We start from the raw sequence: 15,205 nt of genomic DNA on the forward strand, positions 1-15,205 counted from the left end.
TTCATTTTTATCTCATAACTATGCATAATCCGTGTTCCCATAAGAAAACCTCCCGTATTGAATCATTTTACAATAATTCGTTTACAAGAGGTTTTTTCTTGAGTCCCAAGGAACTAGGTCAGTTCCTAGTAAGTTGGTGCTTTTGTTTGTTATTCAAGAACAAGAGTTACTGGGTTTTTTCCAACGACGGATGTTCGAATAGATTGTGTGGTTGTACCGTTGACGGTATAACCAATAATGCGTTTCTTGTCTTGACCGGATGCATTCACAATGTTCAAATACTGAGAATTTGGATCATTGAGCAATGTCTCTACGGTAATGCCGGACTCGAATTGATTATCGCTAACATCAACTTTTAAGGTCAATGCCGCAAGTTCTTTCGAAGTATACTGTTTACCTGCAACATTTGGTGAGACGCTTATTACTTCACCATATGCCATATCGTTTCGTACGACAAAGTTTGGTTGCAGTGTTACTCCTTTTGGTTCAGCCCAACCACGCATGATGCCATAAGACTGGCCAACAAAGTTCGGGAAGGCTTCGCTAGGAATTTGAGAAGCGTCTACCGGCTTACAGATTTGATTTGATTTCCGTGATGTTGCTTTTTCAAATGTGTAGTATGAGCAAACTTCAAGTTGTTTTGTTCCTGGTGGAACAGAAGCAGCAACGGTGAAGGTGTTTGATTCACTCATTTGCTCTGCAATAGGATTTCCGTCTGCTCGGATTTCTGTTTTGTATCTGACTGCACCATAAATCCAGGATTCATCGAAGACACGTTTTCCAGTAACACTACCACCGTGTGGGTGAGGCATTACTAAGCTTGCATCCGCTTCTTTGAGTTTTGAAGCATCAGGGTAAGCTGTCATATCAATATTGAATGTGAATTGCTGTCCAATAGATGTTGCCGTAAATGTAGCGTCTGAAAGTGGACTTAGATCCTGAGGTTTTGCTTCAGCAAGTTTTGCGAAGTCTTTCAGAATGTATCCAGTTGAAATTAGGTCTTTATTCATATCAGGTAATGGTGACTGATATGGGAAAGGTCCTTTAATATGTGTAATCTGAGTTACATCAGAAGGCATTGAGACATCTGTTGGAACACCGAATGAATCTTCAAGTAAGGACAGAATGTAACTGTTTAGTTTACCAGGTACATTACGCTCTTGCTCTGATGGTGAGAAATAAGGTTGACTAATCTGTCCGCGATCAGCAGATGGGAATCCAACCCACGTTGAGATTGAGAAATCCCCGGTAGCGGTCATCATGAGACGGGACTCTTGTGCCGCTTTAGGGTAACCAAGTTCATCCGCCATAATCGGGTCATACTGGTTAGTTCCTGTTTTACCGTAAACTGGGTAGTTTCTGCGTGTTACGTTTGTATAGTCTGTACTTCCGCTGTCGATAACATATTTCATGTTTCGGGTTGCCATGTATGCAGCTCCAGGTTGGATAACCTGTGTTGGAGTGTATTCTGGTACGTATGGAGCACTACCATCTTCAAATTCGATGCGAACGACAGTATGTGGTTTGATATATTTTCCATCATTGTAAAGCATAGCATTTGCAGCGGCCATTTCAGCAGGTGTTGCATAGAGTGGGTCATTACCCATCGCAACTCCCCAGCCAAAGCCGTTGTTAGTTTCATCAATTGTTAATCCGATATTTGTGAAGTATTGACGGTATGCATCGTACCCGATTTTGTCTGCGACGGTCATAAACGTTTTTACAGCCGGCACGTTTCGTGAATCGGAGATAGCACGGTCTAACGTGATTTCACCTTCGTAGCGGTTATCGTAGTTTGTAACAACAAATCCACCACCCGTATCGTATGGATCATCGGTAATGATGTGGTCCGTTGACCAACCTAAGTAGTTGTATGCTGGCGCATAACTGACGACAGGTTTCAATGTAGAAGCAGGACGAACACGAGCGTACTTAGTATTCGTTGCACGGTTTGTGATTCGTTGTCCGTTATAATCATAACCACCAACAGTTCCGACAATCTCACCAGTTTTGTTATTGACGACTGCGGATCCAACTTGGATGCCGGAATCTTCATCAAATGTTAGTTCTTCAATTTCACGAGCTTGAACGCGGTCAAGGCCAGCTTGAACATCTAAGTCAAGTGCTGTATAAACCTTCATTGGCACTTTTCCAGGATCTTTTCCTGTTAATTCAATAACCTCTTCGACTACAGCGTCAGCGTAGGATTGATAAGGGTGTGCATTTCCTTGTTGCGCTTTACGTTCGACCAATAAGTCCTCAACACGGACAGCAGATGCAATTGCATGCTCTTCGTCGCTAATATAACCATGTTGAAGCATTAAGTCGAGAACTTGTTGTGTTCGTTCGTTCGCTTTTTGAATATTCATATATGGCGAATAAGCATATGGAGCATTGATAACACCAGCCATCATTGCGGCTTCAACCGTGTTAAGCTCACTTGCTGATTTTCCAAAATAGGCCTTGGAACTGTTTTCGATACCAACGGTATTGTTTCCAACTCCAAAATCAATTTGGTTGAGATACAGTTCTAAGATAAGTTTCTTACTTAGAACACCACCACCATCAATTTTTTGTGAAAGGTAGATTTCCTGAATTTTTCGGCTGATTCCAGAGCTTCCGACATCAGGACCTTTGACATCTTCACCATCTGACCCATCAGACATAAATTCTGTTTGTTTAATTAATTGCATCGTGAAGGTTGATCCACCTTCAGAGAAGTCTAACCTCCCACTCGTTACAGTTTTCTTTAAGTTATTGAGTGCTGCACGTGTGAAACGTGGAACATCAAACCCGTTGTGGGTAAAGAAACGAGAATCTTCGATTGCAATAAAGGCATCAATGACAGAATTGGATAGGTCATCATAACCAATGTTGTCTCGCAATTTGTATCCTGTTTCAAAGAAGGATTGGTCATTGGATGCGTAGAATGTTGAACTCGATGTTGGGATGAAATCCTCATGAGCCAGTGGTGTTGTTTTATTAATCTGAATTCCGGCATATATACCGACAGTTGCAACACCGAGAACACCAAGTGATGTTAAAACGATTAATACCCAAGCGGTAATGCGTTGTGCTTTAAGTTTACCGGCCACGGGTTCTTTTCTTTTTTTCTTTTTCATTGGACCTTTTGATTGTTTCTTTTTTGAATTATCAGTTGAAGGCGCTGTGTTTCCATCTGAAACACGTCGGAATTCAACTGTTTTCTCATTGTTATCACTCATAAGATACTCCTTTTTGGTAGACCTCTGCGATTACAGGGATGTAATTGCAAGGTATTTGGTAGGACGCGGTCACACTATGACCGTGTTGTTTGATCCATTTATATGGAATTGAACGTTGCGTTGTATCCTTTATAAATGGCAGTAAGTCTTTGGCAAAGATCAGGTAAGTTTCGTCATACTCGCTAAAACGTATAATTAAGAAGGCGATTGCCCCTTGTCGATGAACCGCAGTCAAATGGTCAATTTGATGCTGGTGCAGCGCTGCAAGTGGAAAAACAGTTTTGTTCCGTGTTTCTTTAGCCTCGAAATCTAAAGCATAGCTGTTCCAAACCCCTTGGTAATCAGTGGTCGAAGCCTGTCTAAAATATGCTTCGGTTATTTTAGCTTTATTTCGCGAAGGATAGTCAACATTAACAATCTGGATCGGAGTCGGCTTTTTATGGACCACCGCAATCTCTCGAATGAGATACTGTTCATTGGTTCTGTTGAGGTCTTCTTCTAAACTCATACCACGCCGGCTAGTAACACCAGAAGTGGTTGTTCTTTGGTAGACTTTTTTGCTACCAGGATAATTTATCATAGAATCACCATAGTTATTATACTATAATTCCATATTTTTACATACTTTTGAAATGTGGGAAGTTACGGAAGGGGGAAGTACGCCTGTAAAATATGAAAGATTTGTGTATTTTCATGAAATTGCGGTAAAGAAAACTGCGGGAAACGAAATGCACGCAATCGTGCTTGAAGTCATAGACCCTTTTTGAGATAATACTTGTGAGGTGAATACGATGACACAGAAACTAACACAAGATATGATTTTAAACAAAGAATTCCATGTCGATTTCAAAGGATACAGTGCGCTTGAAGTTGATCAATTTTTAGATGATGTTTTAAATGATTATGCAATGTTTGAAACACTTCTTAAAGAACAACACGAGCGTTTAATGAAATATGAAGAATCATTAGCGCAGCAACGTAAGATGTTACTAGAGTATGAAGGCAAATCACGCGCACAAGGCGACATAACTCCAAACCAATACAGTCACGTTGATGTTCTAAAAAGAATTTCAAAATTAGAGGCTGCAGTCTTCGAAAACCAAGATAAATAGTGTATAATACTCACGTACATGAAAGATAATCGCTGCATTCGTTAGAATGTAGAGGAAAGTCCATGCTCGCACAGTCTGCGATGACTGTAGTGTTTGTGTCTGATGAAACCATAAGTCAGAGCATAGAGGCATCTATGACGGCAGATCAATATCCTAAGGCTTCGGCTATGGATGGCGACTTGAAAGTGCCACAGTGACGGAGTCTATTGTGAAAACAGTAGAGTGGAACGCGGTAAACCCCATAAGCGAGAAACCCAAAATTGGTAGGGGAACTCTAACATACAAATTGAAGTATCACGGAGACGTCTTAGGACGTAGATAAATGATTATCGTAACAGAACATGGCTTAATGATTGTATATGCATTAAAGGAGCGTAAGCTCCTTTTTTTATCCATGTGAACGCATTGTAAAAGTTTGTTTAGATTGTTATAATCGGTATGTATGAAAACAAATAAGTAAATATATAAGGAAGGTGGGTTAAAGTTGGACAGAATCGGATCCATTTTAAAAGAAAAACGAATTGAAAAAGGATTGTCACTTGAAGATATGAGTAAAACGACAAAACTTTCGACAATTCAATTGGAAGCGATTGAAGAGGGAAACATTCAGTTTTTTAAAGAAGACCTCTCATACCTCAGCTATTTTGTTCGTTATTATGCAAATGCCTTAGGGGTTAGCTATGATGAACTGCGTGGTGAATTGGATGATACCATTCATGCGTATACTGATTCCATTACGGTATCACAAATACAAAAACAAGATGAAATTACAACGAATATAAGAAATAAAGTGAACCCGAATGCAAACGTTAAAGTGCACCGGGCTAAAAAATCACGACGATTTGATTTTGGTACGGTCGGTCTTGTTGTACTTGGGGTTGCAATTGTAACCTTGTTTGGTTATTTAGCAATCACATATGTTGTACCGATGTTCGGAAGTTCCGATCCCATCGAAAAACCTGTAATTACTGTTCCTAAAGTCGAAGAGGAAGAGAAACCTGCAGAAGGCAGTGGTAATACTGGAACTGAAACAACTCCGGAAACCAAGCCAAATACAACGGTGACAGTCAATCGTACATCCCCAACAGAATATACAATTGCGGGCTGGGAACAAGGGAAAGATGTCACCCTTGATTTCACATTCAACGCAACGTCTTGGATGCAGTTTGAAGAAGATGGCAAGATTATGACAAGCCCAGCAAGTGGAACATACCCACAAGGCCAGACGGCAAAAGTTACCGTTAAACCAAGTAAGAACAAAAAAATTGAAGTCCAATACGGAGCATTCAAAGGAAATACAATCAAGGTTAATGGCGTAGATTTGGAAATTGATCCAAGCATCGCGCCTGCAGATGTCGTGTTGTTAACCTTTACGTTTATTGAAGGAGCAACGCAATCATGAATTTAGCAAATAAATTGACTGTTTTTAGAATTATTTTAATACCGATTATTTTACTCATTGAACTTTTCCCATATAGCCAATTTGGAATTAGTATTCCATACTATACAATTGATCATGTTTCAATTTCACTCAAAAGTATCATAGTCCTCATTGTCTTTATTGTAGCGTCACTTACCGATTTTGTAGACGGTTATTTAGCGCGAAGCCGTAACATGGTGACAACATTTGGAAAATTCTTAGACCCAATTGCAGACAAGTTATTGGTGAATACATTGTTTGTTCTATTTGCATACCAAGGGGTTGTTCCTGTTGTTGCAGTTATTGTAATGATTTGGCGTGATACTATCGTGGATGCAGTCCGGATGTTATTATCTCAAAAAGGTATGGTAATGGCAGCTGGGTATTTAGGTAAAGTAAAAACTGTAGCGCAGATGCTTGCAATTATTTTTGTTTTACTCAACAACTTACCATTTGAATTGTTTGGAGTACCGTTCTCATCCATACTTGTATGGTTTGCAACAATCATGTCACTACTCAGTGGTGCATCCTATGTAATTCAAGCACGTTCATATTTAACAGAATCAATGTAGGATTTCAAAGTAAACTCGTGTATTTAAACTAGAGGAGATCACCATGGAAAATGATAAAAGAGATAAAATTTTAGACGAAACACTGAAACAAATTGAAAAACAATTTGGTAAAGGATCCATCATGAAACTCGGCGAACGTAGTGCCGTTGATATTGATGCAATCAGTTCGGGTTCCTTAGCATTAGATGCTGCACTCGGAATTGGTGGTTATCCGAAAGGCCGTATTATTGAAATTTACGGTCCTGAATCAAGTGGTAAGACAACGCTGGCACTTCATGCAATTGCAGAAGTCCAGAAGACCGGTGGGAAAGCTGCATTTATTGATGCTGAGAATGCCATTGATCCTGTTTATGCACAAAATTTAGGCGTAAATATTGATGAGTTAATCCTATCTCAACCGGATTCGGGTGAGCAAGGGTTAGAAATCGTGGATGTGTTAGTACGTAGTGGTGCCGTTGATCTTATTGTTGTGGATAGTGTTGCTGCTCTAGTTCCTCAAGCTGAGCTTGATGGTGAAATGTCAGATGCACATGTTGGTTTACAAGCACGGATGATGTCAAAAGCGATGCGTAAACTTGCAGGTGGTATGAACCGTGGAAACTGTACAGCGATTTTCATTAACCAATTACGTGAAAAAGTGGGAGTTATGTTTGGAAGTCCCGAAACAACACCAGGTGGTCGCGCGCTTAAGTTTTACTCATCGGTCCGCTTAGATATTCGTCGATCTGAACAAATTAAGCAAGGTACAGATATCGTTGGGAATAAAGCGAACATTAAAGTTGTAAAAAACAAGGTAGCACCGCCATTTAAAGCGGTACAAGTTGAAATCATTTATGGTAAGGGTATTAGTTATACTGGTGAAGTTATTGATTTAGGTGTTGAACACAACATTATCAATAAAAGCGGATCATGGTATTCTTATAATGACCAAAAAATTGGACAAGGTCGTGAAGCAGTACGTACATACCTTGACGATAATCCAGAAATTAAAAAAGAGGTTGGAGCCTTGGTTCGCGATAAAGTGTTGCCACCAAAAGAACAATCTACTGAAAAAGAGTCATAGACTCTTTTTTTTTGTTTCATTGTAAGCAAGATTATAGAGAGTGTACCTTCGGAGTTTAAATTTCGGACCCATAAGTGAATTCATGTTGAACGTAAAAAGCGGAAAATGATACGGTTTTCATTGTGGTGAAGATGGAAACTGTAAAAGACGAGGCAATTCAGTATGGGTGGTTTGATTTCTAGTTGTGAAACGCTCCAAAATAAAGTATTATATATATGTTAGTTATCTAACAATTTAATTATTTTAAAGAAGGTAGGGGCAAATAATGGACAATGTAACATTATTCTCCATCATTACCGGTTTGATTGTATTTGTTGTTATGGGGATTGCGATGGTCGTCATCAACAAATTAGGAATTAGTCGCTCTAAAAAAGAAGCGAATTCAATTATCAATGACGCAAAAGAAAGAGCAGAAACATTAACTCGTCAAGCACATTTAGAAGCGAAGACGAATGCCTATGAAGTTAAATTAAATGCTGAACGAGAAGCGCAAAAATTACGACAAGAATTACAAGAATTTGAAAGTCGTCTCGAACGCCGTGACGAAAATTTAAATATGCGCGACAAGAATATTGTCACTCGTGATAATGAGCTACTTGATATGAAACGCGATTTAGAATCTAAATCTGCCAAATTGGACAAGATGGAAGAAGCATTAAATGAACGTACGGAAGTACAACTTAGAGAGCTTGAGCGCGTCGCATCGATGCCTGCTTCAGAAGCTAAAACAGAATTATTTGAAATTGTAGAAAAACAAATGGAACATGAAGTATTGTCATATATCCGTGATCAAGAGGAGGAAGCTCGTTCACGAGCTGATGACATCGCACGTAATATTATATCTCTTGCTATTTCACGCTATGCACAAGAAGAAACAACACAACGTACTTCTACAACAATTACATTACCAAACGAAGAAATGAAAGGCCGTATTATAGGTCGTGAAGGTCGAAATATTCGTGCCTTTGAAAACGCTACAGGTGTTGATTTATTGATTGATGATACACCGGAAGTTATTACATTATCATGTTTTGATCCAATTCGCCGTGAAGTTGCGCGAATGGCTCTTGAAACATTACTCAGTGATGGTCGTATTCAACCAGGACGCATTGAAGAAGCGGTTGATAAAGCACGAAAAGAACTGAATACAATTATTTCAAAAACAGGTCAAGATACACTCTTTGAACTTGGTATTAGTAAAATGGATAAAGAAATTGTGAATGTCTTAGGACGTCTCAAATACCGTTATTCATATGGTCAAAACGCACTTGCACATAGTATTGAGGTTGCTAATTTAGCCGGCATGATGGCGGCGGAGTTAGGGCTTAACCAAAAACTTGCGAAACGTGCTGGATTACTCCATGACATCGGGAAAGGTCTCGATTTTGAAATGGAAGGATCCCACGTTGAGCTTGGTGTAAGACTTGCGAAGAAATATAACGAACACCCAATCGTTGTGAATGCAATTGCATCTCACCACGGTGATGTTGATGCAACGAGCGCAATCTCTGTTCTTGTAGCAGCTGCTGACACATTAAGTGCAGCACGACCAGGAGCACGATTCGAATCATTTGAAAGTTATATTCAACGACTCGAAGATCTTGAAGCAATTGCTTCAACGCATGAAGGTGTGCAACGTTCGTTCGCAATTCAAGCAGGTCGTGAACTTCGTGTACTTGTAGTACCAGAAGAAGTTGATGATCTGGGAACAGTTAAGATGGCACGCGAAATTCGCGAGTCAATCGAAGAGAATCTAACATACCCAGGACAAATTAAAGTAACGGTTATTCGCGAACTCCGTGCCTTGGAGCTTGCAAAATAATGCGTATCTTGTTTGTTGGAGATATTGTAGGAGCAAGTGGTCGACAAATTGTTGTTGACCACTTACCTATGTTAAAACAGCAATACGACATTGATTTCACAATCGCGAATGGTGAAAACAGTGCACATGGTAAGGGGATTACAAAGAAAATTTATAATCAACTCATCAATGCAGGTATTGAATGTATTACAATGGGAAATCATACGTTTGCGAAACGTGAAATTTTTGATGATTATGAGTCCTGTCCAGAACTGCTGGTTCCTGCGAATATAGATCCGGTTGATTTTGGAAACTACTACAAAGTATATACAGTAAAAGAAAAACGCATTTGTGTTGTTAATCTCTATGGAGAAGCATTCATGAATCGCGTTGGTGGAAGTCCGTATCCTTTTATGGACGATGTTCTTGAAAATGTTAAAGCTGATTATTATTTTGTTGATTTTCATGCAGAGTCAACAAGTGAAAAGATGCTTTTTGCAAATGTATATAGTGAAGACATCAACGCTTGTGTTGGGACTCACACGCATGTTCAAACTGCCGATGAACGTTTAATTGGCCGTGTGGCATATATAACCGACGTCGGTATGTGTGGCGCTCGTGATAGCATTATTGGTCGTGATGTTGAAGAACTCTACCACAATGTTATCTTGGGTGAAAAAACCCGTTATACTGTCGCAAGCGGCGATTCATTCTTGAATGCGGTGGTCATTGATATCGACGATACCACCATGGAATCAAAATCAATTCAACGCATTGCCATTTAAGCATCTTCGGATGCTTTTTTTATTGGTGTTCGATGATAAATTACGTATAATAAGAAAAACGGAGGAATACTCATGCAATATAATCAACGATTCACACTAAATCCTGGAGACACCATTGGATTCTTCTCACCATCTTCGCCAATCACAGCAACCGTTCCAACACGTTATGAGACTGCAAAGCAGTATTTGGGTTCTAAGGGGTTTAAAATCAAAGAAGGTAAATTGACAGGAAAACAGGATTTCTACCGCTCTGGAACGATACAAGAGCGTGTAGCTGAATTTAATGCGCTTTTAAGAGATCCAGAAGTTCGCTGTATAATGTCAACGATTGGCGGTTTTAATTCCAACGCCATGCTTCCATATATTGACTACGATGCCTTTCGCGCTGATCCGAAGATAATTATTGGGTATTCCGATGTCACTGCCGTACTATTTGCATTATATGCGCAAACGGGAATTCCTACATTTTACGGTCCGGCAGTTGTTCCCTCTTTTGGCGAGGTAGAGCCATTTAAGGGACTAACATATCATTATTTTGAGCAGGTGTTGATGCATAGTGAATTACCCATTGCGTTGGTTAAACCTGAAGTGTGGACCGATGAGCGAAAGCCCTGGCATCTTCCTTATAATCAAAAAACAGAAAACAGTAATGCATGGACGATTATTAATCCAGGGAGTGCCCGTGGACGTCTTATAGCTGGAAATCTGAATACGATGCAAGGGATTTTTGGAACTCAATATATGCCAGAGATTAAACATGGTGATATATTGTTGATTGAGGATTCTATGAAAGATGCCATGACCGTAGAACGTTCATTCGCGTTATTGAAAAATGCTGGTGTATTTGAGCGTATTGGTGGTTTAATGTACGGAAAACATGAACTTTTCGATGATCAAGGAACGGGACGGAAGCCAATTGATATCCTTTGTGAAGTCATCGGAGACATTCCCAATATTCCGATAATTGATGGTGTTGACTGTAGTCATACGCATCCCATGTTTACACTCCCGATTGGTGCTGTAGTAGAAATTGATACTGAAAAAGAAATCCTTGAAATCATATCTTATTAAGATAAAAAAAATAAAATACCCGTTCATGTCGGGTATTTTTTAATGAACTTAAGCCGTTAGTAGTGTATAATAGAAATAACGAATTCACACTTAATACATAAGAATGTTTAAAAAGGAGATTTTTTTTATGGACAAAATTAAATTCCTCGCACTAGGAGGACTTGACGAAGAAGGAAAAAACCTAAATATCGTTGAGATAAATGACGACATGTATATTGTCGACGCAGGATTGAAATATCCAAAAAGTGATCAATTAGGAGTCGAAGAAGTAATTCCTGATTTATCCTATATCAAAAAGAATAAGAACCGTGTTCGTGCTATTTTCATTACGCACGGTCATGATGATGTGGTCGGTGCATTACCATACTTACTAAAAGAAGTGAAAGCACCAGTATATACAACCCCATTGGTTGCGAATATCATTGAAGACGATTTACGCGCACGTAAAGTTAAAAACGTAAAGATTTTCAGAATTAAACGTGATAGCAAATTTAAAGTTGGAAGCCGTCAAATGATTTCATTTGGTGTTACCCATTCAATTCCAGATTCATTTGGATTAGCCATTGCTTCTGATCAAGGGTATATTGTGTTTGCAAGTGAATTCATTATCGACTTCAATATTCAAAATAAAGGATTTACAACTGAGCTTGCGAATATCTCAGATATTGGGAAAAAAGGCGTTTTCTTACTTGCTGCCGAATCTGGATATGCAAAACATGAAGGATTTACATCCCCACATCACCGTACGAGCCGACGTTTAGAACGAGTATTTGAAAATACCGATAACCGTATCATTGTAACGTTGTATGAACAAAATATTTTCCGTTTCATTGAAACAATTGAAATGGCTCAAAAATTTGGCCGTAAAGTGTTTATTTACGGAGATGCGCAAAGACGCTTGATTACACATATCGAAAAACTAAATTACTATAAAATGCCAGAAAATATTGAAATTGATGCTAAAGAATTCGACAATACTGACGAAAATGTTGTGATTATCGTGTCAGATGTCGGCCCAAATGTATTCCGTAAAATGGCGAAAATCGCGATGGGCGAAGATTTAAAAATTGAAGTCCGTGATACAGACAGTGTCATTGTTGCGTCACCAGAAATTCCTGGAACCGAACAAGAAGCAGGGTTGATGATTAATGAACTCTACAAAGATGGCGTTCAAGTCACAACAATGAGTTACAAAGAAGTTCTTGCGATGCATGCATCTGTTGAAGATATCAAAATGATGATTTCATTATTGAAACCGAAATATTTTGTACCTGTAAAAGGGGAATATCAGCACTTAGTTGCGAACGCAAGTATTGCGGTAGAAATGGGCATCAGCGCTGGAAACATTGTGATTCTTGATAATGGTCAAGTAGCTACTTTCGAAGAAGGTCGATTAAAATCAACTAAAGAAGTAATCAAACTTGAAGATGTTCTCATTGATGGTAAAGACCATTTAGATACATCAGGACTTGTTCTTCGCGATCGTCAAATTCTTGCGACCGATGGAACAATCATTGTAGGTGTTGTCATCAACAATAAAACAAAAGAAGTTCTTGGAGGTCCAGACATTCAATCACGCGGTGTTATCTACCTTAAAGATGCAGACAATGTGATGAGTGAAGTTGGAACAATTCTTGAAAATACCATTGCCAAATTTAAAGAGGAACGACGTTATACCAATGTCGATGCTCGTAACGAAGCGCGTGATTTAATCGCAAAGTATATCTTTAAGCAAACTGGAAAACGACCAATGATTCTTCCAGTTATTATTGAAATCAACGTTTAAAAAGGAGGACCATTGTGGCGGCTAAGAAAAAAAGAAAAACAAAAGCAAGTATAGCGAGACAAAATGAATTGATTCGCTTTCTCGTATCAATCGCGACAATCGGATTCTCGGTTATCGGATATTTCCGATATGGAATAGTTGGTGAAATCATCGATAACACGATGCGCGTCGTCGTAGGACAATATACGTTCCCATACTACATTCTCATTACTGGAATTGCATTCGTTGCGATGGTGAAACCAAAACAGTTTTCCCGATCCATAAGCTTTTGGTTAGGGATTAGTTTACTAATGGTATCTTTGATATTAACCGTATCATTATCCTTCAATCAAGATTTGGTTGGCTGGCCAATAATCGTGGACTACTTTACGAGTGTTCCGAAGATTTTTATGAATTATAATCAACCTGCATATGGTGGGATTATTGGTGCTATCTTATATGGTGGTTTGTCATTTCTTGTTGCGCGGGAAGGTGTTATTGTAATTATCTTTGTCTTTTCAATCTCTGCGTTAGCGTTACTCTTTTCACCGCAACAAATTGTGGATACGGCAAGCAAAGGGACAGAAAAAACAAGTTCATTCTTTGGACGTCGTAAAGAAAAACGAGAAGCGAAGCAACTTGAAAAAGAAGCTGAAAAAGCCGCAACCGTTGAAGATATGATCGCGAAGAATTATGATGAACCAGATGTTCGAGCTGGTTTCATGTCGTTAGAAGATGCTTCAAGCCAACAACCGAGTCAACATACTGGAAGTTCATTGTTTGTAACGTTAGATGATGACATGCAACACGAACCGATAGGTAATGAAGATTCTGTAAAGGTATTAGATACGCCTACTTCAGAGACACGTGAAATTGTCGATTCTGTAACATTACCGTCTTCTGATGCAACCACGTTACGTGAAAATGTCAAAAATGATAGCGATCAAAGACCCTTAAGCTATGATAATTATCGAGTACCGCCGGTCACGTTGCTTGAAACGGCGAAAGCGAACAATCGCTCTAACGCAAATGCAACTAGCGCTAAGAATAAAGCTGACCGCTTAATCAATGTTCTGAAACAGTTTGGCATTGAAGCGACGCTTATCGATATTCATATCGGACCCGCAGTTACAAAATTTGAACTCAAACCAGACAGCAACGTAAAAATATCGAAGATTTCATCAATCCAAGATAATTTGATGATGGAACTCGCGGTCAAAACCTTACGCATTGAAGCGCCAATCCCTGGAAAAAGTGCAGTTGGAATTGAAATTCCAAATGTTGAAATGATTCCAGTGAAAATGAAGGAAGTTATTAACCAATCGCCTAATTTTGCGGATAAAGACAACATCAACGTCGCACTCGGAAAAGATTTAATGGGGAAACCGATTACTGTTGCCTTGAATAAAATGCCGCACCTTTTGGTTGCTGGAGCAACGGGGAGTGGTAAGTCAGTATGTATGAATTCCATTATTACTTCAATAATTCTTAATAAAAAACCTGACGAACTTAAGTTGTTGTTAGTGGATCCTAAAAAAGTAGAATTTACACCCTACATGGATATCCCACATTTAATTGGTCCGGTTATATCAGACCCAATGCAAGCATCGATGGCTTTAAAGGTTATCGTTGATGAAATGGAAGAGCGTTATGATACATTCTCTAAAGTGGGTGTCCGGAATATTGGATCTTACAACGAAAAGGTAAAATTACACCCCGAAGAAAATCGACCATTCATGCCTTGGATTGTTGTTATTATCGATGAGTTAGCAGATTTAATGGCAGTTGCTGGAAAAGATGTTGAAACAAGTATTCAACGAATTACGCAACTTGCGCGTGCTGCGGGTATACATCTCATTGTTGCAACACAAAGACCATCAGTGGATGTTGTAACGGGTGTTATTAAAGCAAATATTCCGTCACGCATTGCCTTTGCGGTTTCAAGTTCGATTGATTCAAGAACTATTCTTGATACAGTCGGTGCTGAGAAACTATTGGGTTATGGGGATATGCTATACATTCCTATGGGCGAACCTAATCCAGTACGAGTTCAGGGTGTATATGTAAGCGATGATGAAGTACGTCGAATCGCTGAGAAAGCAAGCATGCAAGCAAAACCACAATATGACGATGCATTTATCCGTCTTGATGGTGTTGAAGGAAATAATGGATTTGTTCAATCAAATGAAGATCCATTGTATGAAGAAGCTTATGAATTTGTTGTTAAAGAACAACGGGCTTCGACATCCTTGCTACAGCGTCGCTTTAAAGTGGGTTATAACCGTGCAGCAAACCTTATTGATGCCCTTGAACAAAATGGTATCATTGGCCCTGCAAATGGAAGTAAGCCACGCGATGTTTACAAACAAGCGTCTATAGAAACAGAATAACT

The 15,205-nt window shown here is 39.2% G+C and carries 11 protein-coding genes and 1 other RNA gene; 10 read left to right on the forward strand and 2 right to left on the reverse strand.

Translation table 11 applies throughout. The annotated features are described in order from the left end of the window. Positions 1-149: 149 nt before the first annotated feature. Complete coding sequence (locus GVV19_RS07830) at positions 150-3,224, reverse strand: transglycosylase domain-containing protein (RefSeq protein WP_159646882.1); 3,075 nt, start codon at positions 3,222-3,224, stop codon at positions 150-152. Next, entirely contained in the window at positions 3,217-3,804 is a 588-nt protein-coding gene (gene recU / locus GVV19_RS07835) for a Holliday junction resolvase RecU (RefSeq protein ID WP_159639005.1), read from the reverse strand. The genes GVV19_RS07830 and recU overlap by 8 nt, the downstream gene beginning before the upstream one ends. A 211-nt stretch (positions 3,805-4,015) precedes the next feature. On the opposite strand from recU, the gene GVV19_RS07840 reads away from it, so the two are divergent. The 10 genes from GVV19_RS07840 to GVV19_RS07885 all read left to right on the forward strand — a co-directional run bounded on the left by GVV19_RS07840 (position 4,016) and on the right by GVV19_RS07885 (position 15,203). Continuing rightward, on the forward strand, positions 4,016-4,336 hold the full coding sequence (locus GVV19_RS07840) for a DivIVA domain-containing protein (protein ID WP_159639007.1): 321 nt from the start codon (positions 4,016-4,018) through the stop codon (positions 4,334-4,336). Between the two features lie 17 nt (positions 4,337-4,353). After that, an RNA gene (gene rnpB / locus GVV19_RS07845) (RNase P RNA component class B) lies at positions 4,354-4,691 on the forward strand. A 129-nt stretch (positions 4,692-4,820) separates the two neighbouring features. Then, complete coding sequence (locus tag GVV19_RS07850) at positions 4,821-5,738, forward strand: helix-turn-helix domain-containing protein (protein WP_159646884.1); 918 nt, start codon at positions 4,821-4,823, stop codon at positions 5,736-5,738. Further along, entirely contained in the window at positions 5,735-6,328 is a 594-nt protein-coding gene (gene pgsA, locus GVV19_RS07855) for a CDP-diacylglycerol--glycerol-3-phosphate 3-phosphatidyltransferase (protein WP_159646886.1), read from the forward strand. The genes GVV19_RS07850 and pgsA overlap by 4 nt, the downstream gene beginning before the upstream one ends. Positions 6,329-6,371: 43 nt before the next feature. After that, complete coding sequence (gene recA / locus GVV19_RS07860) at positions 6,372-7,391, forward strand: recombinase RecA (protein ID WP_159639013.1); 1,020 nt, start codon at positions 6,372-6,374, stop codon at positions 7,389-7,391. Positions 7,392-7,656: 265 nt separating this feature from the next. Next, positions 7,657-9,213 (forward strand): ribonuclease Y, encoded by a 1,557-nt coding sequence (gene rny, locus GVV19_RS07865; protein WP_159639015.1) that lies wholly within the window; start codon positions 7,657-7,659, stop codon positions 9,211-9,213. Beyond that, complete coding sequence (locus GVV19_RS07870) at positions 9,213-9,977, forward strand: TIGR00282 family metallophosphoesterase (RefSeq protein ID WP_159641610.1); 765 nt, start codon at positions 9,213-9,215, stop codon at positions 9,975-9,977. The genes rny and GVV19_RS07870 overlap by 1 nt, the downstream gene beginning before the upstream one ends. Positions 9,978-10,049: 72 nt before the next feature. Continuing rightward, a complete protein-coding gene (locus GVV19_RS07875; protein WP_159646888.1) occupies positions 10,050-11,048 on the forward strand; it encodes a S66 family peptidase in 999 nt (332 codons plus the stop codon). Between the two features lie 127 nt (positions 11,049-11,175). After that, positions 11,176-12,834: a ribonuclease J gene (locus GVV19_RS07880; protein WP_159641612.1), complete on the forward strand. Its 1,659-nt coding sequence runs from the start codon at positions 11,176-11,178 to the stop codon at positions 12,832-12,834. Positions 12,835-12,848: 14 nt separating this feature from the next. Further along, entirely contained in the window at positions 12,849-15,203 is a 2,355-nt protein-coding gene (locus GVV19_RS07885; RefSeq protein ID WP_159646890.1) for a DNA translocase FtsK, read from the forward strand. Positions 15,204-15,205: the final 2 nt, after the last annotated feature.

This window comes from Erysipelothrix anatis (genome assembly GCF_009828745.1).
Lineage (GTDB): Bacteria > Bacillota_I > Bacilli_A > Erysipelotrichales > Erysipelotrichaceae > Erysipelothrix > Erysipelothrix anatis.

What these genes read in the sequence shown, in the direction of transcription:
- GVV19_RS07830 (WP_159646882.1), bottom strand. Translation starts at nt 3,224, where the DNA reads ATGAGTGATAACAATGAGAAAACAGTTGAATTCCGACGTGTTTCAGAT.
- recU (WP_159639005.1), bottom strand. Translation starts at nt 3,804, where the DNA reads ATGATAAATTATCCTGGTAGCAAAAAAGTCTACCAAAGAACAACCACT.
- GVV19_RS07840 (WP_159639007.1), top strand. Translation starts at nt 4,016, where the DNA reads ATGACACAGAAACTAACACAAGATATGATTTTAAACAAAGAATTCCAT.
- pgsA (WP_159646886.1), top strand. Translation starts at nt 5,735, where the DNA reads ATGAATTTAGCAAATAAATTGACTGTTTTTAGAATTATTTTAATACCG.
- recA (WP_159639013.1), top strand. Translation starts at nt 6,372, where the DNA reads ATGGAAAATGATAAAAGAGATAAAATTTTAGACGAAACACTGAAACAA.
- rny (WP_159639015.1), top strand. Translation starts at nt 7,657, where the DNA reads ATGGACAATGTAACATTATTCTCCATCATTACCGGTTTGATTGTATTT.
- GVV19_RS07870 (WP_159641610.1), top strand. Translation starts at nt 9,213, where the DNA reads ATGCGTATCTTGTTTGTTGGAGATATTGTAGGAGCAAGTGGTCGACAA.
- GVV19_RS07875 (WP_159646888.1), top strand. Translation starts at nt 10,050, where the DNA reads ATGCAATATAATCAACGATTCACACTAAATCCTGGAGACACCATTGGA.
- GVV19_RS07880 (WP_159641612.1), top strand. Translation starts at nt 11,176, where the DNA reads ATGGACAAAATTAAATTCCTCGCACTAGGAGGACTTGACGAAGAAGGA.